Below are 26,171 nucleotides of genomic sequence, written 5' to 3' on the forward strand. Positions count from 1 at the left end.
CCATCTTTCGTCATTCCGAGCAAAGGGCCGCTTGGCCCGAAGAACCGGAATGACGAAAAGAAGGTGGCCCGCGTCCCTAGCCCATCGGGTCGGGCGTCAGATCCACCCCGGCCAGCTTCCAGTTCAGCGGCCCCCGCCGTTCCATAATCAGCACCAGGGCGTCGTCCGGCCGGTCGTCGCGGGTCAGGGTGACGGCGAAGGTGTTGATCCCGCGATAGGCCCAGGACTGATGGATCCGCTCCTTCGGCGTCGCCGGCGTGTCGGACGCGGGGACGGGCCGCTCGGGCCGGGGCTTGTCGCCGGACCGGACCATGGCCGCGACCCCCTCGGGCGTGACCAGACCGTCCACGGCCCCCTCGACCAGCGACGGCGCCAGCAACATGCCCAGGGCGGCCATGGCCCGGTCTCCGCCGGTCCGCTCGCGGATCTCCAGCGCCGCGCGGGCGTTCAGCTCGGCCTTCAGACTGGCCCGGAAGGCTGGGAAGTCCACGGACTGCTCCAGACCGGCCACGTCGCCCGTCCGCGCCGCCCGGATCAAGGCCTGGGCGGCCACGAAGGGCGAGACGAAACAGGCGACCAGGGCCAGGCCCAGAATGGCCGCAACCAGTCCGATGGCGATCTTCTTCATGCTTACTCCTGCAGGCGAAACGTCGAGACGGGCCAGATGTTGCGCCTAGCGCGCCGTCGCGGGCGCAACCGCCTGGGGCGCGGCGGGCGCCGACCCATCGGGCAGACCGATCTGCACCAGAACCCACTCGAACGGCCCCCGCCGCTCGAAGGTGAAGACGGTGCGCGATCCGCCCTGGTCCTCAACCGCCATCCGCATCCGGTTCACGCTCCAGAACACAGGCCGGGGCCAGGGTTTGCGCGTCTCTGCGCTGGCCACAGGCGGAGCTGCCGCCGACCATTGGCTGGCGTAGCGGCCCTCCCCCCGCGTCAGGGCCGACAGGGCGGCCGGCGTAAGATAGGCGTCCACGTCCGGCGCGTTCAGGATCGGGTTCCGCTCCATCTGGCGTCTGACGGCGCCGATGGGGTCTTCCAGGAACGAGGGCGCCGGCGCCTGGACCCCGCCGCTCAGCTGCGGCCGCAGCGACTGGCGCACGGCCTGGAAGTCGATCAACCGGGCCAGCCCCTGCACATCCCCCGCCTCCGCCGCCGACCGGATGGCGAAGAAGCCCACCGCCGGCGCGAGGAAGAAGGCCACGGCGGCGGCCACCAGCCCCAGAACCACCAGATTGCCGAACAGTCGTTTCACGTCGCTTCCCCCACCCTCGGCCCGATCATGCACGGCCCATCGGAGGACGCAACGAAAAGCCCCGCCGGACGGATCCGACGGGGCTCTTTGTCATTGTCCTACCGCGCTTCGCGCTGCTTGAGGACGTTCTTTGTCCTACCGCGCTTCGCGCTGCTTGAGGACGGGCTCAGCCGACGTCGGGCAGGGCGGTCTTCAGGTTCTCGGCGACCTTGTCGAGGAAGCCCTCGGTGGTCAGCCAGCCCTGTTGATCGCCGACCAGCAGCGCCAGGTCCTTGGTCATGAAACCGGCTTCGACCGTCTGGACCACAACCTTTTCCAGGGTGTCGGCGAAAACGCCCAGGGCCTCGTTGCCGTCCAGCTTGGCGCGGTGCTTGAAGCCGCGGGTCCAGGCAAAGATCGAGGCGATCGAGTTGGTCGAGGTGGCCTCGCCCTTCTGGTGCTGGCGATAGTGGCGGGTGACGGTGCCGTGGGCGGCTTCCGTCTCCAGCACCTTGCCGTCCGGCGTCATCAGCACCGAGGTCATCAGGCCCAGCGAGCCGAAGCCCTGCGCCACCACGTCCGACTGGACGTCGCCGTCGTAGTTCTTGCAGGCCCAGACGAAGCCGCCGGACCACTTCATCGCCGCGGCGACCATGTCGTCGATCAGGCGGTGCTCATAGGTCAGGCCGCGCGCCTTGAACTCGGCGGCGTAGTGGGCGTCGAACACTTCCTGGAAGATGTCCTTGAAGCGGCCGTCATAGGCTTTCAGGATCGTGTTCTTGGTCGACAGATAGACCGGATAGTTGCGTTGCAGGCCATAGGCGAACGAGGCGTGGGCGAACTCGCGGATCGAGTCGTCCTGGTTGTACATGGCCATGGCCACGCCGGCGCCCGGGGCCTTGTAGACTTCGTGCTCGATCACGGCCCCGTCTTCACCGACGAACTTGATCGTCAGGGTGCCGGGGCCAGGCATCAGGAAGTCGGTGGCCTTGTACTGGTCGCCGAAGGCGTGACGGCCGACGACGATGGGCTGGGTCCAGCCCGGCACCAGGCGCGGCACGTTGGAGCAGATGATCGGCTCGCGGAAGACCACGCCGCCCAGGATGTTGCGGATGGTGCCGTTGGGCGACTTCCACATCTTCTTCAGGCCGAACTCCTTCACCCGGGCCTCGTCCGGGGTGATGGTGGCGCACTTCACGCCGACGCCGTGCTTCTGGATCGCGTGGGCGGCGTCGATCGTCACCTGGTCGTCAGTGGCGTCGCGGTGCTCCATGCCCAGGTCGTAGTAGTCCAGCTCGAGATCCAGGAACGGGAAGACCAGCTTGTCCTTGATCATCTGCCAGATGATGCGGGTCATTTCGTCGCCGTCGATGTCGACGATGGGGTTTTCGACCTTGATCTTGGCCATGCGTGCGGTCCGCCTCTGACTTTTGGGGAAAGAATATCGTGGCGGGGATATAGCCGGGCCGGGCGTCCGCGCAAACCCCGCTGACCGCCCTGAATCGTTCCCGCAGAGCCCCTACGACTTATTCGTAGAAGGAGCGCGTATCGACGCCAACGCGATCAATGATGACATCATCCCCGTCGAAATGGCCCGCAACCGTAGCGGGGTAAGCGTCGCTCATAGCGGCGCCGTCTTTCGAACCGCCGTATTGGAGCGTGACGTAGATTGTCGCGGTAGCTTCAAAACTATTGGTTCCCGAGACCTGAAATACACCGTCCGGGCTAGGATCGACGCCTTCGAAAAGCGTAGCCGAGGACAACTGGTTGAGGTCGTCAAGGGCGTCGGACATGACGGCGTCCTCAGCAGTCAAATCGGAAATCCTGCCGACGACCGACCTCAGCCTCTCCCCGTCGAGCGGTGCAAGATGTCTCGTGTCAAATGCGTGGGTCATCTAGCGCAAAGCTCCAAGCCCGATGCTGGATGAATACTGCCAAGCAATTCGCTCGCCGAGTCCATCCAGTCCGCCCTTTATACGCTGCGGCTCCACGCCGAGATAGAAGAGTCTCCTTCGAAAGAAGGCGCGCGCGTCACCCGGAATGTCGAAGATGTGCTGGTCGTCCTCCAGCGGATCGTCCCAAGGAACATCGGGCTGAGGGTGGACGCTAAAGACCCCGCTTTGAGTGACAATCCGCCCCGTAAGCGTTCGTGGAGATATGAAGCCGACCTTGCTTACTTCGAACGGCTTGTCTTCGTCGCTCAGCACCATACGAGGAAGAACACGATAGGCCACGATTCGGGCGGTCGTCGTAGCTAACGGCGGTGTGGCCGCCATCGACTTGCCGATCGTTCTTCCCGTTTCGCCGACACGGCGCATCTCAACAGGTTTGGGGTCGGAGGACACGGCGAAGTAAGCGGCAACCAACGGATTGGTCGTCCAATCCAACAATCGGGTTGGCAGCCCGTGATGCTGCGCCAACGCTAAAGCGTCCCAATCCTGCGGTGTCGTGAAGCCATTGAATTCGGCGACGCGTTTGCGGAAGATTTCCAGAATCGTGCGCTCGTCTGCAAGCTTGTAGGTTGGCCTTCTCCCGACGGAGGGCTTCAGTTCGAAGGCAGCATCGCCCAACCCCCTGAACACCCAGCGCGAGTCGCTATGGGCATCAACCCACGCCAGAAACCGACTCCATTGCCGGGTTCGGCGCTTCATCAGCCGACCGCTGTCGGTCTGAATGACTTTCAGAGACTTCATGTAGGCCCCGCCGATCTCGGATGGATCAAGACAAGAAACTTGCCTTGCGTTCAACTCACGGTTTTTAAATCGAGCATGATCGTTCGCCTCGCAAGAAAAACCTTCGGTGCCGACGGAATGACGGATGTAGAGCGCGAACTGGTCGAACGGTGGATCCTCGCCTTTTTTGCGAGCCGCCGCCCGTGGTCGATGCGGAACTGATGCGCCGGCTGCTCGCTGAACCGCATCTGCCGAAGGAGGCCGCACCATGACAGACAGGACGTTCAAGCCCGGCGACCGCGTGAAGTGGGATCACAGCCACGGGACGACCACCGGAAAGGTCGTGCGCAAGGTCACCGCCAAGACGCATATCAAAGGCCATGAGGTAGCGGCCTCGCCGGAGAATCCGGAGTATGTCGTCGAGAGCGCCAAGACCGGCGCCCGCGCCGCGCACAAGCCTTCGGCGCTGAGAAAGGCATGAGGATCATGGGTCTGTTTCGTGGGAGCGCCTTGGCGGCGTTGACGATTTCCGCCGCAGCGGTCGCGGGATGTGGCGACCGGGAGGCCGCGAAAGGGCCCGCCCCGACCCAGCCGGCCGTCTCCGAGGCCACGGCGGCAGCGGCCCCGCCGGCCGTCCTGGAGACTCGCAGCGAGACGCATCAGTTCAAGGACTGGAGCGCGACCTGCAGCAATGACGGGACCTGCTGGGCCTTCGGCTTTGCACCGGACTTTGCGGCGGGCTGGGTCCGCATCGCCTTGCCGCCCGGTCCCGACGCCAACCCGGAGGTCGCCTTCGGCTACTGGCCCGACAGCGACGCGCCCGCCTCGACCGCCGTGGGCCTTCAGATCGACGGCCGCGCCTTCCCGGCGACCCTCGACAACGGCGGCCAGACGCCGATCGGCCGCATCCGCTCCGACATCGCGCCCCTCATCGATGCGATGGCCCAAAGCCGTGCGATGACGATCAAGGGCGCGACGATCCAGCCTGTCTCCCTGAACGGCGCCGCCGCCGCCCTGCTTTGGATCGACGAGAAACAGGGCCGGCTGGGCACGACCACCGCCCTGATCCGCCGAGGCGATCGCCCCGCCTCGAGCGTCCCTGTGGCCCCGCCCCTGCCGACCGTCCCGGTCGCGCCCCGCGTCGATCAGACCGGTTTCGGCGACAGCGGCCAGACCCTGCCCGCGACCCTGCGCGCTCGAAAGGAAGTCGGCGACTGCCTCAAGGAGTCGCAGATGTCCGGCATAGGCGACGGAGTCTCGTCCGCGAGGTTGGACGCCCGAACGGTGCTGTGGGCGGTGGCGTGCGGATCAGGCGCCTATAACCTGACCCACTCCTGGTACCTGACCGGGCCGGACGGACGCGAGCCCCGTCCCGTCGCCCTGGTCGGAACCGCCGGACCGGGCGCGAACCCGGTCATGGCGGACAACACCACCATCAACGGCGCCTATGATTCCGAGACCCGAACCCTCTCCGCCTTCGCCAAGGGCCGGGGCATCGGCGACTGCGGCGCGCTCCAGACCTGGGCCTGGACCGGCGACCGCTTCGCCCTGACGCGTGAGAGTTCGATGGGGAATTGCGCCGGCGTCCCCAACTACCTGTGGCCCGTCGCCTGGCGCACCCGATGACGGATCCTGAGGTTCTGATCATCGGCGCCGGCCCCGCCGGCCTGACGGCGGCCACCTATCTCGGCCGGTTCCGGCGCCGCGCTTTGGTGATCGATGCGGGCGAGCCCCGCGCCTGCTGGATTCCGCTGAGCCATAATATGCCGGGCTTTCCCTCCGGCGTTTCCGGCGCCGATATCCTGAAGCGGATGCGCGAACAGGCCGAGGAGTTCGGGGCGGTCATCGAACCCGGCCGGGTCGAGCGCCTGGCCCACGACGGCGACGTCTTCACAGCCCAGGTTCAAGGCCGCGAAATCCGCACCCGGGCGGTGCTTCTCGCGACCGGAGTCGTCGATCACCACCCCGACCTGCCGGGCGTGGAGCGGGCGGTTCAGCGGTCGCTGGTCCGCATCTGCCCCATCTGCGACGGCTACGAGGCGACCGACAAGGCGGTCGCCGTCATCGGCCACGACGACAAGGGGGCGCGCGAAGCCGCCTTCCTGCGCACCTATTCCGATCGGGTGACGCTGATCCATATCGGGCCGCCCCAGGCCTTGACCCGGCACGAGGAACTGGACCGGCTGGGCGTCGAGCTGATCGTCGCACCGTTGGAGGCCGTCAATCTGGAACAGGACCGGGTCACCGCCCTGGGCTGGGGCGGTCGGACCCGCGCCTTCGATCTGGTCTATTCCGCCCTGGGCACGTCGCCCAACGCCGAACTGGCGCAGGGGCTCGACGCCCGGCTGGCGCCCGACGGCCGGCTCGAGGTCGATCTGCATCAGGCGAGCAGCGTGCCGGGCCTCTACGCCGCCGGCGACGTGGTGCGGGGCCTCAACCAGATCGCCGTCGCTACGGCCGAGGCGGCCGTCGCCGCCACCGACATCCACAATCGCCTGCGCCGAATGGATGGGCTGACCGTCTCCGACTAGGCCCCCATTAAGCCTGGGTCGCGATCCAGCCGTCCACGATCCGTTCCAGCACCGACAGGGGCACGCCGCCGGCAGACAGGGTCGTGTCGTGAAAGCCCTTGATATCGAACCGGTCGCCCAGGCTCGACTTCGCCTTTTCACGCAGACGCACCCATTCGGTATGTCCGACCTTGTAGCTGCAGGCCTGGCCGGGCCAGACGCAGTATCGATCAATCTCGGTGGCTATGGCGCTTTCCTCGTCGCCGCCCGTATCCACCATATAGCGGATCGCCTGTTCCCGGCTCCAGCGCTTGTGGTGCAATCCGGTGTCGGCCACCAAGCGGGAGGCTCGGAACAACAGGCTCTGCAGATAGCCCAGTTCCCCGAACCGATCCTCGGCGTAGACGCCCATCTCGTCGGCCAGTTGCTCCGAGTACAGCGCCCAGCCTTCACCGTGGGCGCTGAAGAACAGAGCCTTTGAGATCAAAGGCAGGCGGGTGTTTTCGATCGCCAGAGTGCCCTGGAGATGATGGCCTGGCAGCGCCTCATGATAGGCCAAGGTCGGCAGGCTGAAGCGAGGACACTCGGCCGTGTCGCGCAGATTTATGTAGAAGGCGCCCGGTCGCGACCCGTCCAGGCTGGGCGCCACGGCATAGCCCCCCGGCGCCCCGGCCTCGATAGCGGCGGGCACGCGGCGGACCTCCACCCTCGCTTTCGGCAGCCGTCCGAAATACTGGGGAAGTCGCGTCTCCATGTCGGCGATCTGGGCGTTCAGATCCGCCAGAATCTGGGCCTTGCCCGCATCGGTGTTCGGATAGATCTGGGACGGCTGGCGGCCCAGGGCGGCCATTCGCCGGCCGACCGTTCCCTCGGTCATGCCTTCGGCCTTCAGCAGGGCGTCCATGCGGGACAGGATGTCGCGCGACTGGTCCAGCCCCATCTGATGGATGGTCTCGGAGTCGAGCTCGGTGGTGGTCATCAGCCGCAGATTGGCGGCGTAATAGGCCTCGCCCTGAGGCCGAGCCCAGAGGCCTGCGTCGGTCGTGGCGCGAGGCCTCCAGGTCTCGAGCAGGGCGATCTGTCGCTCCAGCGCGGGATAAATCTCGCGCTCGACGATGACGGCGGCGCGCTCCGACCAATCGCCGGCGATGCCCTTCTCCGCAGCGCGTCGAGCGACGCTGCGCGTCAGGCCGGCGTCGGTGGCGGTCGGCGCACGCAGGGCCCGCATCTGGTCCAGCGCCTTGGCGACGATGAAGATCGGCGGAATCACGCCGCGATCCGCGTCCAGGCCGCTGGCCTCGGTCTCCTGATCCAGAACCTGTGCGAACGCCGAGAGGCGAGACAGATAGGCGTCTGCGTCGGCGGCGGTCTCGATCGAATGCTGGGTGTCGAGGAAATCCGGCGTCGCCTGATAGGCGCCCGTCAGCTGGGAGACCGTATAGGGCTGAAGCGGATAGACGCTGGGATCGACGAAGCCGAAATCGCCGTAGCCAAAGCCCTTGGCCGCATCGAGAGCCTCGGCCTGGAAACGAACCACTTCGAAACTGGCGGCGCTCTGGCCGGTCAGGCTCGAGGCGTCGACGGCGCGGATCTCGGCCAGCCAGGTCTCGTTCAGGGCGATCGCCCTGGCCCGGCCCTGAAGCCCTCGCCCCGCCAGGGCGGACTTCAGGCCGGCGCGGGATCCCGTATCGAGGCCGAGATTGGTCGCCAGCTGCGGATTGATATCGACGGCCTGCTCGCCGATCCGGGCGACGAGGGCGTCCGCCGCCCCGCTCTGGGCGCGCGCGAAGGCCGGCGCGGCGAATGCTGCAACGCTCGCAAGAGCTCCCGTCTTCAGCAGTTGGCGGCGGTCGATCATCTCAGCCTCCTCGGCTATCGGAGTGGCCGGCCTAGGCCTGCGTCGCGATCCAGCCGTCCACGATCCGCTCCAGCACCGACAGGGGCACGCCCCCGGCGGCCAGGGCCGTGTCGTGGAAGCTCTTCAGGTCGAACTTGGCGCCCAGGCTGGTCTTGGCCTTTTCGCGCAGCCGGACCCACTCGTTGTGGCCGACCTTGTAGGCGCAGGCCTGGCCCGGCCAGCCGCAATAGCGTTCGACCTCGGACACGGCGGCGCCTTCCTGATCGCCATAGGCCTCCATCATGTACTGGATGCCCTGTTCGCGGCTCCAGCCCTTGGAATGGATGCCGGTGTCCACCACCAGACGGGCGGAGCGGAACATCAGCGACTGGATATAGCCGATCTGCCCCACCGGATCGTTCTCATAGGCGCCCAGCTCGTCGGCCAGCTGTTCGGCGTACAGGCCCCAGCCCTCCACATAGCTTGAGAAGCCCAGCAAGTTCATCAGCTTGGGCGCGGCCGCACTCTCCTGCTGCAGGCTGATCTGCAGATGGTGGCCTGGCGCGGCCTCGTGATAGGTCAGGGTCGGCAGGGTCCAGGACGGCCATTCCGCCGTGTCCTTCAGATTGATCCAGTAGATGCCCGGCCGCGTCCCATCCAGGCTGGGCGAGTTGTAGTAGCCCATCGGCGCGCCGGCCTCGACCTCGGGCGGCACGCGCTTGATCTGGACCGAGGCCTTGGGCAGACGGCCGAAGGCGCTGGGCAGACGGGCCTGCATGTCGGCCATCTGGTCGTTCAGCTTCTCGATCAGCTCGGCCTTGCCCGCGTCGGTGTTGGGATAGACGTATTTCGGATCCTGGCCCAGGGCGCGGATCCGCTCAGCGACCGTTCCCTGGGTCAGGCCCTGGGCCTTGAGCAGGGCATCAGCGCGGGCGGACAGCTCGGCCATCTGGGCGCGGCCGGTGCGGTGGATCTCGTCCGCCGTCAACCGGGTGGTGGTGATGAAGCGCAGGCTGTTGGCGTAATACTGCTGGCCTTGCGGCAGGCGACGGACAGAAGCCTCGTGTCCGGCGCGCGGCAGGGCGGCCTTCAGCAGGGCGTTCTGGGCCGACAGGGCGGGATAGACCTTCTGGGTCAGCAGGGCCTCGACCTGGGCGCCCCAATCGCCCGACAGGCCCTTGGCCGTCGTCCGGTCCACCACTGAGGCCAACATGGGCGAGGCGGCGACGTCGGTGGCCAGTATGCCCTCCTGCTGAGCGATCGCCTTGGCCAGGATGAAGTCCGGCGGGATCACGCCCAGGCCATAGTCCTCGCGCAGCCGCTCGGTCTCGGCGCTCAGCACCTCGGCGAAGGCGGCGACGCGCGCCACATAGGCGTCGGCGTCGGCGGCGGTCTGGATCGTGTGCTGATTGGCCAGGAAGTCGGGCGTCGACTGATAGGCCCCGCCCTGCTGGCTGACCCGGTAAGGATTGGGCCAGCCGCCCTGGCCGTAGGGGATGGCGAAGGTGGCGATCACCCCGTCCAGATTATCGGCGATGGTGTCGTAGTAGATGCCGTCCTGGGCGTCCATCGACGACCGATCCAGGGCGCTCAGAGCGGCGCGTTGCGCCTTGGTGAAGGCCCGGAACTTCTCCTCGTTCTCCAGGGTCGGAGCGGTCAGCTTCGACTTGGCGGCGGCGCGCGCGCCGGTGTCCAGGCCGAAGGCCGTCACGGCCTCGGGGCTGAGGTCCAAGGTCTGTTCAAAGGCCTGATCCATGTAGGCGGCCAGCGCCGCCTTGGTCTGGGCGGCGTCGCCCGAGGCGTTCAGCGCCCATGCCTGACCATTGGCGGCGGCGAGGCCCGCGCCTGCGGCGGCGGACAGGAGAAGGCGGCGACGGTCGATCATGGAAGGCCCCAGCGAATATGTCTGGCGCCAATGGAGCGCCGGTCGCCTCGCCCCGCAAGTGAAATCGCGGACAGGCTCGATCCCAGCTCACCTCCCCGTCGGCGAAGGCCGACGGGGAGGACGGGCGCGCTCTGCGCGCCAGGAGGGGGCGACTCCGACGGCGGTGATGACCTCAAGAGCTTCAGACACCGAGTCGCCCCCTCCTGGCGCCCGCTGACGCGATCGCCTGTCCTCCCCGTTCGCCTTCGCGAACAGGGAGGTGAAGATCACCCGGCCGCCTTCACCGCCGCAGACACGTCCGACACAACGCGCTTCACCAGCGCCGCGTCATCCCCCTCCGCCATCACCCGGATCAGCTTCTCGGTGCCGGACGGGCGCACCAGCAGACGGCCCGAGCCGTTCAACGCCGCCTCGGCCTCGGCGATGGCCGCCTTGACCGTATCGCTCTCCAACGGCTTACCGGCCGTGAACCGCACATTCTCCAGCCTCTGCGGCACCGGGTCGAACTGGCGGGCCAGTTCGCTCATCGGCTTGCCGGACTCGACCAGCACCGCCAGCACCTGCAAGGCCGCCATCAAACCGTCGCCGGTGGTGGCGTGATCGTGCAGGATGATGTGGCCGGATTGTTCACCGCCGATATTGAACCCGCCCTCGCGCATCCGCTCCATCACATAGCGGTCGCCGACCTTGGTCCGCTCCAGCGTCAGACCTTCCGACTTGAGCTTCCGTTCCAGCCCCAGGTTGGACATGACGGTGGCGACCACGCCGCCCCCGGTCAGCAGACCGCGTTTGGCCCAGTCCAGCCCGACCAGGGCCATGATCTGGTCCCCGTCCACCACCTGGCCCTTTTCGTCGCAGATGATCAGTCGGTCAGCGTCCCCGTCCAGGGCGATGCCGATGTCGGCGCGGTAGCGTTTGACCGCCTCGGCCAGGGTCGCCGGATGGGTCGAGCCGCATTCGGCGTTGATATTGGTCCCGTTCGGGGTCACCCCCACGGGGAAGACCTCGGCGCCCAGCTCGAACAGGGTGGTGGGCGCGACCTTGTAGCCGGCGCCGTTGGCGCAATCGACCGCGATCCGCAGGCCTTGCAGCGACAGCCGCTTGGGGAAGGCCTGTTTGGCGATCTCGATATAGCGGGCCTGGGCGTCGTCGATGCGTTTGACTCGACCCAGCTTGTTCGACGGCGCCAGACCCTGGTCCAGGCCGTCGTCCATCAGGGCTTCGATCTTCAGCTCGATCTCGTCCGACAGCTTGTAGCCGTCCGGTCCGAACAGCTTGATGCCGTTGTCGGCGTAGTCGTTGTGCGAGGCCGAGATCATCACCCCCAGGTCGGCGCGCATGGACCGAGTCAGCATGGCCACGCCCGGCGTCGGCACCGGGCCGAAGGTCCGCACGTCCATGCCCACCGAGGCGAAACCGGCGACCAGGGCCGGCTCGATCGTATAGCCCGACAGCCGGGTGTCCTTGCCGATCACCACCAGATGGCGGCGGTCGTCGCCGGTGCGGAACAGTTTCCCGGCGGCCAGGCCCACGCGCAGCGCGACCTCGGCCGTCATCGGATAGGTGTTGGCGCGCCCGCGGATACCGTCGGTGCCGAAATATTTCCTGTCGCCCAAGGCGTCGTCCTTCGTTTCGGGTAACGTTCCGAAACCCCTTTTTTGATGCGGTCCGCCTTAAGATTGCATAGACGGCCGGTGGGGCTCGATGCGTGGCTTAGCCCCGGATCGCCGCCAGTGCAAAGCGGCGCCTTATCTGTCCCTCTTCCTCGGAGTTCCCAGCGCATGTGCGGCATCATCGGCGTCACCGGCAATGGACCCGTCGTTCCCCGGCTGATCGACAGCCTGAAACGGCTGGAATACCGGGGTTATGACTCGGCCGGGGTCGCCGCCGTCGTCGACGGCGCGGTCGAGCGCCGCCGCGCCCAGGGCAAGATCCGCAACCTTGAAGCCGTCCTGGCCGAAGCGCCGCTGAAGGCGACCGTGGGCATCGGCCACACCCGTTGGGCAACCCACGGCGCCCCGACCACCGCCAATGCCCACCCGCACAAAGCCGGCCGCGTCACCCTGGTCCACAATGGCATCATCGAAAACTTCGCCGAGCTGAAGGCCGAGCTGGCCGCCGAGGGCCATGTCTTCGAAAGCCAGACCGACACCGAGGTCATCGCCCACCTGCTGGACGCCGAGCTCGAGACGCAGCGGGCGCCGCTGGAGGCGTTCAAGCGCGTGCTGGACCGGCTGACCGGCGCCTATGCGCTCGCGGTGCTGATCGACGGCGAGGACGATCTGATCCTGGGCGCCCGTCGCGGCAGTCCGCTGGTGGTCGGCTGGGGCGAGGACGAGATGTATCTGGGATCGGACGCCCTGGCGGTCGGTCCCTTCACCCAGAAGATCTCCTATCTGGAAGAGGGCGACTATGTCGCCGTGAACAAGGGCGGCGCCCGGATGTTCGACGTCGCGGGCAAGCCGGTCGAACGGGCCGTCGTTCAGGTGTCGGCCTCCTCGGCCATGGTCGAGAAGGGCGAATATCGCCACTTTATGGAAAAGGAGATCCATGAACAGCCCGACAGCGTCCAGCATACCCTGTCGGAATATCTCGACCTGGTGACCGGCACGGCCAAAACCAACGCCGTCGACTTCGCCGCCATCGACCGGATCCAGATCGTCGCCTGCGGCACCGCCTTCTACGCCGGCCAGATCGGCCGCTACGCCTTCGAGAAGATCGCCGGCCTGCCCTGCGACGTCGAGATCGCCTCTGAGTTTCGCTACCGCTCGCCAGCCGTGTCGCCCAGGACCCTGGCCGTCGCCGTCAGCCAGTCGGGCGAGACGGCCGACACCCTGGCCAGCCTGACCTGGTGCAAGGCGCAGGGGCTGAAGACCGCCGCCGTGGTCAACGTCCACTCCTCCTCCATGGCGCGCGAGGCCGAGGCCCTATGGCCCACCCATGCCGGGCCGGAGATCGGCGTGGCTTCGACCAAGGCCTTCACCGCCCAGGTCGCCGCCCTGCTGGCCCTGGCCGTCGCGGCGGGCGTGGCGCGCGGCCGCATCGACGCGGCCCAGGAGCACGAACTGGTCAAGGCCCTGTTCGAGAGCCCCCGCCTGATCGCCGACGCCCTGCGGATGGACGCCAGCATCCGCGCCGTGGCCCACGATCTGGCCAAGGCCGACGACGTCCTGTTCCTGGGCCGGGGCGCCATGTTCCCACTCGCCATGGAAGGCGCGCTGAAGCTGAAGGAGATCAGCTATATCCACGCCGAGGGCTACGCCGCCGGCGAGCTGAAGCACGGCCCCATCGCCCTGATCGACGAAGAAACCCCGACCATCGCCCTGGCGCCCCTGGACGATGTGTTCGAAAAGACCGCTTCAAACCTGCAGGAAGTCGCCGCCCGCGGCGGCCCAGTGATCATGATCGCCCCGGAAAAGGCGCCCGACCCGCACGGCGCCGGCATCCGCCGCATCCATGCCCCGGACTGCCACCCCCTGATCGCGCCCCTGGTCTATGCGGTCCCGGTCCAGCTTCTGGCCTATTACACCGCCGTCCAGAAGGGCACCGACGTCGATCAGCCCCGCAACCTGGCCAAGTCCGTCACGGTGGAGTGAGGCCGGCGAGCGCTCAGGGGATGCGGTCAACCTCGCACTCGAACTGGCGCCGGGTGAAACGACAACCTCTAAAAGCGGAAACCGCCCAACCATATGTCGGCTCGTTCGGGATCGCAGGAGGCGTCGAGCGGGCCTGGAAACAGTTCGTCGGTCTCTTCAACCTGGTAGCGTGATCTGTTGACGAAGGTCGCCTCCAGCACATTGGGGAAGGTGACTCCGGCCATATTGGACAATCCCCCGTGGATATTGCCGTGGACGTGCACCAACGCATAGTGCTGATGCAGTTTTTCCAGGCAACGGCGTACCTTCTGCCGGAAAATCGGATCGGCCAAGCCTTGGAAATAATGCAACTCGCAGACAATCTGAGAAAAGGCTCCGACATTCTCCAGAGTATCGAACGCCTCCCACTCCCAGGCCTCGATATCCATCTTCAGTAATATGTTCTTCTGGTCGCCACCCTTGTCGTGTCGGTTCGCCAGGTCTTCTAGATTGATGCTGCCCTCTTTGGTATGGGCGGCGATCATAGTGGGCGAGAACTCCATCCGGTCGTCGTCAGGAGCGGGATCGGCGACCGTGTGGTCGAACTGATAAATCTTCAGTCCCCGGTCGGCGACAGCCAGGTCCCAGGTGATATCGTCATTGATTCCAAGGGAAAGGGCGACGTCCAACCCCTCGAAGTCGTCGATCATGACATAACCGCCGTCAGCCTCGTTCCCCAATCGCACCTTTTGGTGTCCCACGACCCGGTGGGGGCGCATCAGGCGGAGAATTTCACGGATAGCCAGCTGTTGTTGCGCCGGGGGCTCTGACCACTGTCGTCCCTTGGCCGGCGCATCGCCGCCACGGTCAGCCACAACAGGTTCGTCGATCGCGATGAGCGCGCGCACGCCCACCGCAAACACCCGGTATTCAAGTGTGGCGGAGACATCGAGGTCGAACTCGACCCGAAAGGGGCCGCCCCTTTTCAGGTCCCCGAGCGTGACATAGTCCACCGCGAAAACCTGTTTCCCAAACTCGGCTGTAACGTCCACGCGAGCGACAATGACCTCATCCGCTGCGTGACTTTCCTCGGCGTCATAGATCAGGAAATCAACAGAGTAGCGCCCAGGCTCCACCGGTTTATAGGGCCCGTAGACAGCGTGACCTGATCGTCCAAGCTCCGTTCGGATAGCCGGACCTTGGGCATGGTCTACGGCTTGGCCCAGGGCGAAGTTCAACATTGGACACTCTTGGAAATCTGAGATTGCGGACCGATCATTATCAGATCGACCGACCAAGTCGATCATTCCAAGCGCTTTTCTATTTCCTCAATAAACCCACTGCGTGCTTCGGGATACAGAGTTGCGGCGGAACGGAGCCAGATGTTTCTGAATTTCAGCTTCAGCATAGACTGGAAGGATTTCTACAACTGATCGCAGCCATAAAGCGCTAGACGTGTCCGCATTGACCACCGCCTTTACGGTCCGGGAGGCGCTTCGTTCATAGCGCCTCCCGGCATCAACTCCGAAACCTAGCCAAGTCCGTTTTTATGGTGCGCCATCTGATGGCGGACGACGCCGGCCGCAGAATCTTTCAAGAGTTCCAGATCGCAGAGGCGAATGGCCGCCCGTCCCACGCGTATGCCGCCAGCAGCCTGCAGTTCACCGCCCGCTGTGGAAATCCCCGCCCGCCGCACGGCCAGAAAACCGGCGATGTCGCTTTGGCGCAATGGGATTTCCATAACCTGGCTCAGGCCGTGAATATCGAGCAGCAGTGAGGCGAGGCGTTCCGTTACTCGTCCACGCGCCTGACGCTTCACTTCCACATGAGCCGCGTCCATCCGGCGCCGCAGGTCCGCCAAGGCGGTCTCTACCAAGGTTGGACGGTCGATCGTCTCGACCAGACGTTCCGCCGGGATGGTGACCTGCCGGCCGGCCGTCAGCCATAGGCCGTCCTCGTTCGCCTCGCCTCCGACAGCAGCGTCGAAGTTCAAAAGATCGCCCGGACCGGCCAGCCCGAGGCAGAGGGAATCCCGCCCTTGCCGCGCCACTGCGCCCTCGAGAACCAGGGTGACGAACGTCTGGCCGTCCTGAAACGGCGAGATACGGCCCCCGGGCGCGGCGGATTGATCCAACAGATCGACGCCCTGATCCGCCAAGCGAGAAAGTAGGATTTTGGCGAGATTCGGTGCGGACATGACGTCGATCAACCCCAGAGCGGGGTTGCGCGCGATAACATGGATTAAGTCAGACCGGCTCGTTCTGCAGACGCAGATAGGTAGCGTCGAACTCGGCGATCTCCGCCAGTCGGCGCCAGTCCAGAATCTCGACCTGGCCTCCGCTCCAGTTGATCACACCTTCGCCCCGGAGTTCGGTGACCAGGCGGCTGACATGGACGGTGGACAGGCCCAAGGCGTCGGCGAGCGTGGCCTGGGTCAGAGGCAGGTCGAACCGCAGTCGCTCCGCCTGGCCCACCGCCTGGAGTCGCAGATACAGTTCGCAAACCAGGTGGGCCAGATGGCCCAGGCCGCTGCGCCGCCCCATCGCCACCAGCCATTGTCGGTGGATGGCCGCATCGATGATCGTGTCCAGCCAAAGCAACCGCGTCAGATGCGGATGGCGTTCGGTCAGGGCAATGAGTTTCACATGGGGCGCGGGCGCTACGACGCAGTCGGTCAAGGCCACGACCCCATGGTCCATCTGCTTCATCAGCAGACTGTGCAGATCGATGAAATCACCCGGCACATTGATCTCGGTGATCTGACGTCCACCATCAGCAAGCGTGCTGTAACGCGCCGAAAAGCCCGAGATCAGCAAGGTGCTTTGCAGGGGGTGAGCATGTTCCTTGACGATGTCCGCGCCGCTGCGAACCTCCTGTGGAGACCCCAGAACATCCTGGAGCGCTTCGACTTCTTCTGGGCTGACATGATCGCGCAGGGACAGTTTGTCGATCAGGGTGGCGATCTTCGGCTGGGGTCCCGCCTTGGTCATGTCTCAGACTCGGCCAACGTCCAGCCCTCAGGCGCGGCGTCGGACGCCTTGGCAGTGACGCTGACCACCGTGCGCCCGTCGGCGTCGGTTACGATCACGCTGAACGAGGCCGTCTCCCAGAAGGCCGCGCCCCTGTACCGCAGGATCTCCCCCAGCACCGCCACCGCCTCTTCGCGGGCCGCGTCGGCATCGGGCAGATCCTCGCCCTGATCATCCCGAATACAATCGCCGTTTTCGGTGTGAAAATAAAAGTGCGGCAAGCGGTCCTCCAGCGTCAGGTCTGGATGAAGCGGTCGCAGGGCGGATTGGTTCAGGCCCTTTATATTTCCTGATTGAAGGCGCCGATCTCGGGATAGGCGGCCAGGCGCGGCTTGATCTCCTTGCGGAACAGGTCGCGCATGTCGTCCTCGGATCGCATGCTCTCGACCACCACGACCAGTTCGGGCTTGTTCGACGAGGCGCGGACCAGGACCCAGGAGCCGTCCTCCAGGTGCACCCGCACGCCGTTGACGGTGATGGCTTCAAGGATCTTGCGGCCCAGGATCTCGCCGCCGGCCTCGGCCAGGTCGGAGTATTCCTTCACGATCCGCTCCAGCACCCCGTATTTCAGCTCGTCGTCGCAGTGGGGCGACATGGTCAGGCTGGTCCAGGCGTCCGGCAGGGCGGCCTTCAGTTCGGAAAGTTTCTTGCCGGGATTGCGGTCCAGCATGGCGAGAACCGCCCCGGCCGCGACCAGGCCGTCGTCGTACCCATGCCCCAGATCGCCGGCCATGAAGAAGTGGCCCGACTTCTCGAACCCGGCCAGGGCGCCCAGTTCGGCGGTCTTGCGCTTGATGTAGGAGTGGCCCGTCTTCCAATAGACCACCTCGGCGCCATTGGCCTTGAGGATCTCGTCGGTCTTGTAGAGGCCGGTCGACTTCACATCGACGACGAAGGTGCTGTCCGGATAGACCTTGGACAGGTCGCGGGCCAGCATCAGGCCGATCTTGTCGGCGAAGATTTCCTCGCCCGTATCGTCCACCACGCCGCAGCGGTCGCCGTCGCCGTCGAAGCCCAGGGCCAGGTCGGCGCCCGTCTCGCGCACCCGCTGGGCCATCTGCACCAGCATGGCGTGATCTTCCGGGTTCGGATTGTACTTCGGGAAGGTGTAGTCGAGGTCGGTGTCCATCTCGATCACCTCGACGCCCATCCGGCGCAGGGCGTCCGGGGCAAAGGCGCCGGCCGTGCCGTTGCCGCAGGCGCAGACCACCTTCAGCGGGCGCTTGATCTGCACCTTGGAGGCGACGTCGGCCACATAGGTCTCGCGGAAGTCCTCGACACGGACCAGTTTCCCGCCCGGCCGGGCCACGCCCTCGCCGTTCAGCACGATCTGTTTCAGCCGGCCCATCTCCTCGGGGCCGAAGGTCAGGGGCTTGTTCGCTCCCATCTTCACGCCGGTCCAGCCGTTCTCGTTATGGCTGGCGGTGACCATGGCGACGCAGGGCGCGTCCAGCTCGAACTGACCGAAATAGGCCATGGGCGACAGGGCCAGGCCGACGTCCAGAACCTCCATCCCGCCTTCCAGCAACCCCAGGATCAGGGCCTGTTTGACGCTGAGGCTGTAGCTGCGGAAATCATGGCCGGTGACGATCTTCGGCGCGACGCCAATCTCGTGGACATAGGTGGCCAGGCCCAAACCCAGGGCCTGGATGCCGAGAAGATTGATCTCCTTCTCCAGGATCCAGCGGGCGTCGTATTCCCGGAACCCCGTCGGCTTGACCAAGGCCTGCGTCTCATAGGCCGCCGTGTTCGGCTTCAGGTCTTGCGGGGTTTAGGCATGCGTCTTCTTTCGGGGGCGGCTTACGGTCACAAACGATGCGCGCCGAATTAAGCCGCAGCGCGCTTGCGAATCCGGGCGATACGCCGAAGACGGCGCCAAAAACGGCCGCGCTCGGGCTCTGGATAAGGTTCCAGGTTCTCGACGAATTGCTCGGCCGAGGCGCGCCAGCTGAATTTTTCAGCATAGGCGCGGACATCCCGGCGGTCGAGCTCGAGACATTTCAGGCAGGCGGTCTTCAGATCCTGGTCGATCACTCCGGCGTTCGAGCCGGGAATAATGTCGATCGGACCATGCGCCGGATAGGCGGCGACCGGCGTGCCGGCGGCCATGGCCTCAAGGATCACCAGGCCGAAGGTGTCGGTCCAACTGGGGAAGACGAAGACGTCCGCATCGCGGAAACAACGGGCCAGGTCATCGCCGAACCTGGCGCCCAGGAACTTCGCTTCGGGGTACTTTTCCTGAAGCTCAGCTCTCGCCGGGCCGTCGCCGACGATGATCTTGGTGCCGGGAAGGTCCAACTCGAGGAAGGCCTCGATATTCTTCTCCACCGCGACCCGACCGACGTTCAGGAAGTAGGGTCGGGGCCAGTCCTTGCCGCCCATCTCGTCATAGATCCGGTCCAGATCGGGGTTGAACATCTCTGTGTCCACGCCGCGCGACCAGGGCGAGACATTCTTGAACCCATGTTCGACCAGTTCGTCGCGCAGCGTCGGGGTCGCCACCATCAGCCGGCCCGACGGCTTATGGAACCACTTCATATAGGCGTAGCCGACCTGAACCGGGATCGGGAACCGGGCCGAGACATATTCGGGGAATTTGGTGTGGTAGCTGGTCGTGAACGGCAGTTTCCATTCCACGCAGATGCGGCGCGTGGCGATGCCGATCGGCCCTTCGGTGGCGATGTGGACAGCCTCGGGCTCGAAAGCCCGCAGCATTTCGCGAATCTCTTCTTCCGCCCCCAGCGCCAGCCGGATTTCCGGATATGTCGGGCAGGGAATCGTCTTGAACAGGCTCGGCTCGATGACCTCCACCTCATGACCCATGCCGCGGCATTCCGCGACCGTGCGGGTCAGGGTGCGGACGACGCCGTTGACCTGAGGTTCCCAGGCGTCGGTGGCCAGAACGATGCGCATTGAGGCGGGCGGACCCTGAGCCGTTAAGTAAGGGCGGAACTTCTAGACGGTTCGAATGACGAAGGCGAGACGTTCGCTACAACGGCAGCACCGTCGTCGACTTCACCTCTTCGAGAACCGCATAGGTCCGCGTCTCGCGCACGCCCGGCATCCGCACCAGGACGTCGCCCAGAAGGGCCCGATAGGCGTCCATGTCGCCGACGCGCGCCTTGATCAGATAGTCGAATCCGCCGGCGACCATGTGGCATTCCAGCACTTCGGGCTGACTGCGGACGGCGGCGGCGAAGGCTTCGAAGACGTCGCCGGTCGTGCGGTCCAGCAGGACCTCAACGAAGATCAGCAAATCGCGACCAACCTGAGCCGGATCGATCATGGCGGCGTAGCCGGTGATGATCTTCTTTTCCCGCAGGCGCTTGACCCGCTCGAAACAGGCGGCCGGCGACAGGTTGCAACGCCGCGCCAGCTCGGCGTTGGAAATGCGGGCGTCGGTCTGAAGCACCCGCAGGAGGCGGCGGTCGACGGCGTCAATATCGATCATCGGAAAATGAGCCCCTACACCGAACGATTATCAGCATCGGGCCATATCATACGAAGCACCTTCAATGAACTCCGGCATATACGGCGGAAATCCACAGGATTGTCACCGATGACCGCCCCCGCCTTCATGCCTTCGAGCCTGGCCGTCTGGGACGGCCTGGACCACCACAAGTTCCGCGATGAGCGCGAGGCGGTCGCCGCCAACCTGGCCCGCATGCCTTTGAACGCCGCCGAACGCGCGGATGTCGTCGCCGAGGCCACCGCCCTGGTCGAACACGCCCGCCGCAGCCAGAAGAAGCAGGGGGTGGTCGAAAGCTTCCTTCAGCAGTTCAGTCTGGGCACCCGCGAGGGTCTGGCCCTGATGTGTCTGGCCGAGGCCCTGCTGCGCGTGCCGGACGAGGAGACGCGCGACCGGCTGATCGCCGAGAAGATCGGCTCGGCCGACTGGGCCAGTCATCTGGGCCAGTCCGACAGCCTGTTCGTCAACGCCTCGACCTGGGGCCTGATGCTGACCGGCAAGCTGGTGGACGTTGACGAGGAGGCCCGCAGCGACCTGCCCGGCTTCCTCAAGCGGATCGCCGGGCGACTGGGCGAGCCGGTCATCCGCCAGGCCGTGGCCACCGCCGTCAAGATCATGGGCGAGCAGTTCGTCGTCGGCCGCACCATCCAGGGCGCGCTGAAGCGGTCGAACAAGGAAGGCTGGCTGTGCAGCTTCGACATGCTGGGCGAGGGCGCCCGGACCATGGCCGACGCCGACCGCTACGAGAAGATCTACGCCGACGCTATCGAGGCCGTGGGCAAGACCTCGAAAGGCCAAGGTCCCGAGCACGGTCACGGCGTGTCAGTGAAACTGTCGGCCCTGTCGCCCCGCTATGAGGCGACGCACGAGGACGACGTCTGGGCGACCCTGTATCCCCGTATCCTGCGCCTGGCCCAGATCGCGGCCCGCTACGACATCAACTATACGATGGACGCCGAGGAGGCGGACCGTCTGGCCCTGTCGCTGAAACTGCTGGACCGACTGGCGCACGAACCCAGCCTGGGCGGCTGGACCGGCCTGGGTCTGGCGGTTCAGGCCTATCAGAAACGTGGCCTGGAGACGATCGAGCGCGTCGCCGACCTGGCCCGTCGCTCGGGCCGCCGGCTGATGGTGCGGCTGGTCAAGGGCGCCTATTGGGACACCGAGATCAAGCGCGCCCAGGTTTTCGGCCGCACCGACTATCCGGTCTTCACCACCAAGGCGGCGACCGACCTGAACTATCTCGTCTGCGCCAAGGCCATGATCGAGGCGGCGCCGGCCATCTATAGCCAGTTCGCCAGCCACAACGCCCACACCCTGGCGGCCGTGCGGCGCATGGCGCGCGACCGGGGCGTGGCCGTCGAGCACCAGCGCCTGCACGGCATGGGCGAGGCGCTTTACGACGCGGCGCACGAGGCGTGGGCCAACGAGACCGTCATCGTCCGCGCCTACGCCCCTGTCGGCGGGCATGAAGAGCTGCTGCCCTATCTGGTTCGGCGCCTGCTGGAAAACGGCGCCAACTCCTCCTTCGTCCACGCCCTGCTGGACGAACGCGTGCCCGCCTCGGCCGTCGCGGCCGATCCCATCTCCCTGGTCGAGCAAGCGCCCGACCGTCACCCCAAGATTCCGGTTCCGCAAGACATGTACGGCGATCGTCAGAACTCCATCGGCCGCGACTATTCGCAAGCCGCCGTCCGTGAAGCCCATGCGCGCGCGCTGGAGGGGATCGACCGTGAGAAGCTGACCTCCGGCCCGATCATCGGCGGCAAGCTGCGCGCCGGCATCGACGCCCAGGCCGTGACCAATCCGTTCGACCGATCGCAGACGCTCGGCCATGTCTCGGAGGCCGAGGCGACCGACATCGACGCCGCCGTCGAGGCCGCTGCGAACGCTCAGGTTCAATGGGACCGTCAGGGCGGGGCCAAGCGGGCCGTGACCTTGCGCGCCATGGCCGATGCGCTGGAGGCCGATCTGGACCGGCTGGTCGCCCTGCTCAGCCGCGAGGCGGGCAAGACCCTGAACGACGGCGTCGCCGAGGTGCGCGAGGCCGCCGACTTCTGCCGCTACTACGCCCTGCTGGCCGAACGCGACTTCACCGCCCCCCAGACCCTGAAGGGCCCGACGGGCGAGACCAACCAGCTGATCCTGCACGGGCGCGGCGTCTTCGCGTGCATCTCGCCGTGGAACTTCCCCCTGGCCATCTTCACCGGCCAGATCGCCGCCGCCCTGGCCGCCGGCAACGCCGTCCTGGCCAAGCCCGCCGAACAGACGCCGCTGATCGCCGCTGAGGCCGTGCGCCTGTATCACAAGGCCGGCCTGAACCCCGACCTGCTGGCCCTGGTTCCCGGACGCGGCGAGACGGTCGGCGCCACGCTCGTCACCCATCCCGGAATCGACGGCGTCGCCTTCACCGGCGGCACTGACACGGCCGGCGCCATCAACCGCGCCATCGCCGCCCGCCCCGGCGCCATCATCCCCTTCATCGCCGAGACCGGCGGCCTGAACGGCATGTTCATCGACACCACGGCGCTGAAGGAACAGGTGATCGACGACGTGATCCAATCCGCCTTCGGCTCAGCCGGCCAGCGCTGCTCGGCCCTGCGCGTCCTCTATGTGCCCAAGGATTCGGCCGACGCCCTGATCGAGGGGCTGAAGGGTGCCCTGGCGGTCCAGACCGTCGGCGATCCCGCCGACCCCAAGACCGACATCGGCCCCGTCATCGACCCGGAATCGCGCCGCGCCCTGGAAGCCCACGTCGAGCGCCTGGCGAAGGAGGCGAAGATCATCGCCCGCGCCACCCTGCCGCTGGGCGCGGAAAAGGGCGACCTGTTCGCACCCACTATCGCCGAGATCCCGACGCCCGACTTCCTGGAGCGCGAGGTGTTCGGGCCGATCTTGCACATCTATCGCTACGACTCGGCCGACCTGAAGTCGGTCGCCGGCAAGCTGGCCGCCCGAGGCTACGGCCTGACACTCGGCGTCCACAGCCGCATCGAAGCCTTCGCCGCCGAGGTGGTCGATCTCGTCCCTGCCGGCAATGTCTACATCAACCGGTCGATCACCGGCGCGGTGGTCGGGGTGCAACCTTTCGGCGGCGAAGGGCTTTCAGGCACCGGCCCCAAGGCCGGAGGACCGAACAGCCTGATCCGCTACGCGGCGGAAAAGGCGATCAGCGTGAACATCGCGGCGCAGGGTGGGGATCCGGCCCTGTTGAACCTCTAGCTCGGAACGGCTTTGCACTGGTGCTTCAAGGCCGCTATCTTCATCCCGCCGGGCGCCCGCGACACTGGCCTAACTGGATTTCATAATTGGCATGATCCCGGCATTCGCCCGAAGACAAGGCCGCATAATCGGTGCCTTGATCATGCGAGAAATGACCACTCGCTTTGGCCGCAAGGGGCTGGGATTCGCTTGGCTGATCGCTGAGCCGATGCTCTTCTGTTTTGGCGTCTTGATCCTCTGGTCTTTCACGAAGCCCGCCTATGAACACGGCGTTCGGCTCGCCCCCTTTGTGATGACCGGCTACATGTGCCTGATCCTGATCCGGCACCTCATCTCACTGCTTTCCGCAGCCATCCCGGCCAACATCGGCCTTCTCTACCATCGCCACGTCACGCCGCTTCATATCTTGATCGCGCGGGTTCTGCTGGAAGTGGGTGGGGCGACGATCGCGTTTATCGTGGTCTATGTCGCATTGATCGCCCTGGGTCAGGTCAACCTGCCCCACAGCTATCTGCTGATTTACGGAGGCTGGCTCGTGGTCGCCTGGGCGTCAACCGGCCTTGCCCTGGTCATGACCGGCCTGGTCATGCGGTACGAGGTCTTCGAACGCGTGGTGAACCTGATCAGCTACATCATGATCCCCGTGTCCGGAGCCTTTTTCATGCTCTCGTGGCTGCCTCCCGGCTTTCGGCATTTTGTGATGCTGATCCCGTTTGTTCACGGCGTCGAAATGGTGCGGGCCGGGGTCTTTGGTGAATTTGTGGAAACCCACTTCGATTTGCCCTATGCGCTGGCCGTTGGAACGGTTCTCAACATCGTCGGACTGTTACTCGTGGCCAGTTCGATGGATCGGATCGAGGTCGATTGATTTGCCATGCTTTCCAGCGTTGAAAACGACCAGACATGACTGAAGCCAAGCTCGACTATCAGGGGCCGCCCCCCCATCTTCTGACGTCCAGCGTCGAGGCGCCCTGGTGGCGCAAATTGCCCGTGGGTTTTCTGGTGGTCGTCGCCCTGCCGACACTGATCGCCCTCTTGTATTATTTGCTGATCGCCTCGCCGCGATATGTTTCGGAATCCCGTTTCATCGTGCGTTCACCCGATCGGATGCAGTCCACGGGCCTGGGCGTCATGCTTCAAGGCGTGGGCCTGTCCAGCACCCAGACCGACGCCTATGCGGTTCACGAATATATCACCTCACGAGACGGGCTGGATGACCTTCAACGCAGATTCGACGTGGCCGGCATCATCGGGCGGCCCGGCGCTGATCTGTTCTCCAAGTATCCGTTGCCCTGGGAGAGCCGGACTGAAGAGGGGCTCTATAAAGGACTGCAGCGCTTCGTCACCGTCGGCTATGACTCGACGACAGGCATCAGCACCTTGCGCGTCGAGGCCTTTCGAGCGCCGGATGCTCAAGCCCTAAGCAACGCCCTGCTCTCGGGTGGGGAAAGCCTGGTCAATCGGCTGAATGAACGCGCCACCCGCAACAGCGTCGAAGAAGCCGGCCGGGCTGAAGCCGAGGCGCGTGAGCGCCTCGCCGACGTGAGGGAAAGGCTGACGGCGTTTCGCAATCGTGCGGGTTTCATCGATCCGAAGCTTCAGGCCACCGAAAGCTCCGAACTCATCGGCGGTCTCTCGGCGACCGTGGCGCAGCTACGCGCCGAGCGAGAACAGCTTCAGATGGAAGCGCCTGACAGCCCTCAACTCCCGGCCCTGAGCGGCCGAATCTCCGCCTATGAGCGTCAGATAGCGGCCGAACGCGCCAAATTGACGGGCGGCGAATCCTCCCTGGCCCCAAACCTCGGCGTCTATCAGAACCTCGTGCTTGAGCAGGAGCTCGCGGACCGCCAACTTGGCCTGGCCACCGCCGCTGTCATCTCAGCCCGACAGGAAGCGCGCAGGCAGGCGCTTTATCTCGAACGGATCGTCAACCCCAGCCTTCCGGACAAGCCCACGGAGCCACGTCGCTGGCTAGCGATCCTGACCGTCTTCACCTCGGCGATGCTGATCTATGGCGTTGGCTGGCTGGTTTGGGCAGGCGTGCGCGAGCACAGGCAGAACTAATGGAAGTCGCCGCACCAGGCCTGCGGGTAAGGAACCTCTCGAAAACCTACCACGGCACGCACAAGCCGCTTTTCACCGGTCTGACCTTCGACGTCGAGCGGGACGGTCGGCTGGCTATCCTCGGCCGCAACGGGCAGGGAAAGTCCACCCTGATCAAGATGCTGGGCGGCATACTCCCGCCCAGCGGTGGGTCTATCGACTGGTTGATGACATCGTCTTGGCCGATCGGTTTCGGCGGGGGTTTTCAGGGCAGCCTTTCGGGCCTCGACAACATCCGTTTCTTGTCCCGCCTCTATGATCGGGACTATGAGTCTATTCTGGAAAGGGTCGATAGTTTCGCCGAACTGGGCAAGTCGTTGCGGCTGCCCGTCAAACACTATTCCTCCGGCATGCGGGCGCGCTTGGCCTTCGGCCTCTCGCTCGCCATCGAGTTTGACTGCTATCTTATCGATGAGCTCGTGGCTGTGGGCGACGCCCGATTCCAGCGTAAATGCGAAGAGGAGCTGTTTCAGCATCGCGCCAACCGATCCTATCTCATGGCATCCCATGACATGAACCTGATTGCGCAGCACTGCAGTCGCGCTCTTATTATCGAAAGTGGCAGGGCGAAGATGTTCGATGACGTCAACGAAGCCATAGATATTTACGTCTGGCTTAGGGCAGCCTGAGTCTTG

General features: G+C 65.4%; 23 protein-coding genes. 8 read left to right on the plus strand and 15 right to left on the minus strand.

Features of this window, described 5'->3' with window-relative positions:
• Positions 1-76: 76 nt before the first annotated feature.
• The 5 genes from ACW17X_RS10800 to ACW17X_RS10820 form a co-directional block, all read right to left on the minus strand.
• Positions 77-628: a DUF2939 domain-containing protein gene (locus ACW17X_RS10800; protein ID WP_492097281.1), complete on the minus strand. Its 552-nt coding sequence runs from the start codon at positions 626-628 to the stop codon at positions 77-79.
• A gap of 45 nt (positions 629-673) precedes the next feature.
• The gene (locus ACW17X_RS10805; protein ID WP_492097283.1) at positions 674-1,255 is read right to left on the minus strand and encodes a DUF2939 domain-containing protein; all 582 of its coding nucleotides are present in this window, start codon (positions 1,253-1,255) and stop codon (positions 674-676) included.
• A gap of 166 nt (positions 1,256-1,421) precedes the next feature.
• Positions 1,422-2,642: an NADP-dependent isocitrate dehydrogenase gene (locus tag ACW17X_RS10810; RefSeq protein ID WP_492097284.1), complete on the minus strand. Its 1,221-nt coding sequence runs from the start codon at positions 2,640-2,642 to the stop codon at positions 1,422-1,424.
• Positions 2,643-2,760: 118 nt separating this feature from the next.
• Positions 2,761-3,129 carry a pPIWI-associating nuclease domain-containing protein gene (locus ACW17X_RS10815; RefSeq protein WP_492097286.1) on the minus strand — a complete coding sequence of 123 codons (369 nt, stop codon included), beginning with the start codon at positions 3,127-3,129 and terminating at the stop codon, positions 2,761-2,763.
• Positions 3,130-4,194, minus strand: a complete 1,065-nt coding sequence (locus tag ACW17X_RS10820; protein WP_492097288.1) for an FRG domain-containing protein — start codon at positions 4,192-4,194, stop codon at positions 3,130-3,132. It lies immediately after the preceding gene.
• Here ACW17X_RS10820 and ACW17X_RS10825 point away from each other — a divergent pair.
• Genes ACW17X_RS10825 through ACW17X_RS10835 form a run of 3 tightly spaced genes read left to right on the plus strand, consistent with a single transcriptional unit; the run spans position 4,175 to position 6,437 of the window.
• A complete protein-coding gene (locus ACW17X_RS10825) occupies positions 4,175-4,387 on the plus strand; it encodes a hypervirulence associated TUDOR domain-containing protein (protein WP_492097290.1) in 213 nt (70 codons plus the stop codon). The two genes, ACW17X_RS10820 and ACW17X_RS10825, sit on opposite strands and share 20 nt — an antisense overlap.
• Before the next feature lie 5 nt (positions 4,388-4,392).
• Positions 4,393-5,532 carry a DUF1176 domain-containing protein gene (locus ACW17X_RS10830; RefSeq protein ID WP_492097292.1) on the plus strand — a complete coding sequence of 380 codons (1,140 nt, stop codon included), beginning with the start codon at positions 4,393-4,395 and terminating at the stop codon, positions 5,530-5,532.
• The gene (locus ACW17X_RS10835; protein ID WP_492097294.1) at positions 5,529-6,437 is read left to right on the plus strand and encodes an NAD(P)/FAD-dependent oxidoreductase; all 909 of its coding nucleotides are present in this window, start codon (positions 5,529-5,531) and stop codon (positions 6,435-6,437) included. The genes ACW17X_RS10830 and ACW17X_RS10835 overlap by 4 nt, the downstream gene beginning before the upstream one ends.
• 7 nt (positions 6,438-6,444) lie before the next feature.
• On the opposite strand, the gene ACW17X_RS10840 is transcribed toward ACW17X_RS10835, so the two are convergent.
• The 3 genes from ACW17X_RS10840 to glmM all read right to left on the minus strand — a co-directional run bounded on the left by ACW17X_RS10840 (position 6,445) and on the right by glmM (position 11,754).
• Entirely contained in the window at positions 6,445-8,274 is a 1,830-nt protein-coding gene (locus ACW17X_RS10840) for a DUF885 domain-containing protein (RefSeq protein WP_492097296.1), read from the minus strand.
• Between the two features lie 31 nt (positions 8,275-8,305).
• Entirely contained in the window at positions 8,306-10,138 is a 1,833-nt protein-coding gene (locus ACW17X_RS10845) for a DUF885 domain-containing protein (RefSeq protein ID WP_492097297.1), read from the minus strand.
• 266 nt (positions 10,139-10,404) lie between these two features.
• Positions 10,405-11,754 (minus strand): phosphoglucosamine mutase, encoded by a 1,350-nt coding sequence (glmM, locus tag ACW17X_RS10850; protein ID WP_492097299.1) that lies wholly within the window; start codon positions 11,752-11,754, stop codon positions 10,405-10,407.
• Positions 11,755-11,919: 165 nt separating this feature from the next.
• Here glmM and glmS point away from each other — a divergent pair, with 165 nt between their 5' ends.
• On the plus strand, positions 11,920-13,734 hold the full coding sequence (gene glmS / locus ACW17X_RS10855; RefSeq protein ID WP_492097301.1) for a glutamine--fructose-6-phosphate transaminase (isomerizing): 1,815 nt from the start codon (positions 11,920-11,922) through the stop codon (positions 13,732-13,734).
• Between the two features lie 68 nt (positions 13,735-13,802).
• On the opposite strand, the gene ACW17X_RS10860 is transcribed toward glmS, so the two are convergent.
• From ACW17X_RS10860 to ACW17X_RS10890, 7 genes are all read right to left on the minus strand, one after another.
• On the minus strand, positions 13,803-14,954 hold the full coding sequence (locus ACW17X_RS10860; protein ID WP_492097303.1) for a hypothetical protein: 1,152 nt from the start codon (positions 14,952-14,954) through the stop codon (positions 13,803-13,805).
• A 290-nt stretch (positions 14,955-15,244) separates the two neighbouring features.
• Positions 15,245-15,922: a Crp/Fnr family transcriptional regulator gene (locus ACW17X_RS10865; protein WP_492097305.1), complete on the minus strand. Its 678-nt coding sequence runs from the start codon at positions 15,920-15,922 to the stop codon at positions 15,245-15,247.
• A 37-nt stretch (positions 15,923-15,959) separates the two neighbouring features.
• Positions 15,960-16,703 (minus strand): Crp/Fnr family transcriptional regulator, encoded by a 744-nt coding sequence (locus ACW17X_RS10870; RefSeq protein ID WP_492097306.1) that lies wholly within the window; start codon positions 16,701-16,703, stop codon positions 15,960-15,962.
• Positions 16,700-16,963, minus strand: coding sequence for a DUF6894 family protein (locus ACW17X_RS10875; protein WP_492097307.1), 264 nt, complete (start codon positions 16,961-16,963; stop codon positions 16,700-16,702). Before ACW17X_RS10875 ends, ACW17X_RS10870 begins: the two co-directional genes overlap by 4 nt.
• A gap of 59 nt (positions 16,964-17,022) precedes the next feature.
• The gene (locus tag ACW17X_RS10880; RefSeq protein ID WP_492097308.1) at positions 17,023-18,465 is read right to left on the minus strand and encodes a phosphomannomutase/phosphoglucomutase; all 1,443 of its coding nucleotides are present in this window, start codon (positions 18,463-18,465) and stop codon (positions 17,023-17,025) included.
• A gap of 104 nt (positions 18,466-18,569) precedes the next feature.
• On the minus strand, positions 18,570-19,655 hold the full coding sequence (locus tag ACW17X_RS10885; protein ID WP_492088585.1) for a glycosyltransferase family 4 protein: 1,086 nt from the start codon (positions 19,653-19,655) through the stop codon (positions 18,570-18,572).
• 76 nt (positions 19,656-19,731) lie between these two features.
• Positions 19,732-20,193: an Lrp/AsnC ligand binding domain-containing protein gene (locus ACW17X_RS10890; protein ID WP_492097310.1), complete on the minus strand. Its 462-nt coding sequence runs from the start codon at positions 20,191-20,193 to the stop codon at positions 19,732-19,734.
• Between the two features lie 108 nt (positions 20,194-20,301).
• Between ACW17X_RS10890 and putA the strand changes: the two genes are divergently transcribed.
• The 4 genes from putA to ACW17X_RS10910 all read left to right on the plus strand — a co-directional run bounded on the left by putA (position 20,302) and on the right by ACW17X_RS10910 (position 26,165).
• Positions 20,302-23,433: a bifunctional proline dehydrogenase/L-glutamate gamma-semialdehyde dehydrogenase PutA gene (gene putA, locus ACW17X_RS10895; protein ID WP_492097311.1), complete on the plus strand. Its 3,132-nt coding sequence runs from the start codon at positions 20,302-20,304 to the stop codon at positions 23,431-23,433.
• Positions 23,434-23,524: 91 nt separating this feature from the next.
• Positions 23,525-24,301, plus strand: a complete 777-nt coding sequence (locus tag ACW17X_RS10900) for an ABC transporter permease (RefSeq protein ID WP_492097313.1) — start codon at positions 23,525-23,527, stop codon at positions 24,299-24,301.
• 134 nt (positions 24,302-24,435) lie between these two features.
• Positions 24,436-25,497, plus strand: coding sequence for a KpsE/RkpR family capsule polysaccharide export protein (locus ACW17X_RS10905; protein ID WP_492097315.1), 1,062 nt, complete (start codon positions 24,436-24,438; stop codon positions 25,495-25,497).
• The gene (locus ACW17X_RS10910; protein WP_492097317.1) at positions 25,497-26,165 is read left to right on the plus strand and encodes an ABC transporter ATP-binding protein; all 669 of its coding nucleotides are present in this window, start codon (positions 25,497-25,499) and stop codon (positions 26,163-26,165) included. The genes ACW17X_RS10905 and ACW17X_RS10910 overlap by 1 nt, the downstream gene beginning before the upstream one ends.
• The last annotated feature ends 6 nt before the right edge of the window (positions 26,166-26,171 follow it).

The organism is Brevundimonas sp. FV1ye4L (genome assembly GCF_058681255.1).

Excerpts from the sequence above, each read along its gene's own strand:
- ACW17X_RS10830 (WP_492097292.1), top strand. The coding sequence starts at position 4,393 with ATGGGTCTGTTTCGTGGGAGCGCCTTGGCGGCGTTGACGATTTCCGCC.
- ACW17X_RS10815 (WP_492097286.1), bottom strand. The coding sequence starts at position 3,129 with ATGACCCACGCATTTGACACGAGACATCTTGCACCGCTCGACGGGGAG.
- putA (WP_492097311.1), top strand. The coding sequence starts at position 20,302 with ATGACCGCCCCCGCCTTCATGCCTTCGAGCCTGGCCGTCTGGGACGGC.
- ACW17X_RS10900 (WP_492097313.1), top strand. The coding sequence starts at position 23,525 with ATGATCCCGGCATTCGCCCGAAGACAAGGCCGCATAATCGGTGCCTTG.
- ACW17X_RS10910 (WP_492097317.1), top strand. The coding sequence starts at position 25,497 with ATGGAAGTCGCCGCACCAGGCCTGCGGGTAAGGAACCTCTCGAAAACC.
- ACW17X_RS10845 (WP_492097297.1), bottom strand. The coding sequence starts at position 10,138 with ATGATCGACCGTCGCCGCCTTCTCCTGTCCGCCGCCGCAGGCGCGGGC.
- glmS (WP_492097301.1), top strand. The coding sequence starts at position 11,920 with ATGTGCGGCATCATCGGCGTCACCGGCAATGGACCCGTCGTTCCCCGG.
- ACW17X_RS10800 (WP_492097281.1), bottom strand. The coding sequence starts at position 628 with ATGAAGAAGATCGCCATCGGACTGGTTGCGGCCATTCTGGGCCTGGCC.
- ACW17X_RS10810 (WP_492097284.1), bottom strand. The coding sequence starts at position 2,642 with ATGGCCAAGATCAAGGTCGAAAACCCCATCGTCGACATCGACGGCGAC.
- ACW17X_RS10860 (WP_492097303.1), bottom strand. The coding sequence starts at position 14,954 with ATGTTGAACTTCGCCCTGGGCCAAGCCGTAGACCATGCCCAAGGTCCG.
- ACW17X_RS10885 (WP_492088585.1), bottom strand. The coding sequence starts at position 19,655 with ATGCGCATCGTTCTGGCCACCGACGCCTGGGAACCTCAGGTCAACGGC.
- ACW17X_RS10890 (WP_492097310.1), bottom strand. The coding sequence starts at position 20,193 with ATGATCGATATTGACGCCGTCGACCGCCGCCTCCTGCGGGTGCTTCAG.
- ACW17X_RS10870 (WP_492097306.1), bottom strand. The coding sequence starts at position 16,703 with ATGACCAAGGCGGGACCCCAGCCGAAGATCGCCACCCTGATCGACAAA.
- ACW17X_RS10825 (WP_492097290.1), top strand. The coding sequence starts at position 4,175 with ATGACAGACAGGACGTTCAAGCCCGGCGACCGCGTGAAGTGGGATCAC.
- ACW17X_RS10835 (WP_492097294.1), top strand. The coding sequence starts at position 5,529 with ATGACGGATCCTGAGGTTCTGATCATCGGCGCCGGCCCCGCCGGCCTG.
- ACW17X_RS10840 (WP_492097296.1), bottom strand. The coding sequence starts at position 8,274 with ATGATCGACCGCCGCCAACTGCTGAAGACGGGAGCTCTTGCGAGCGTT.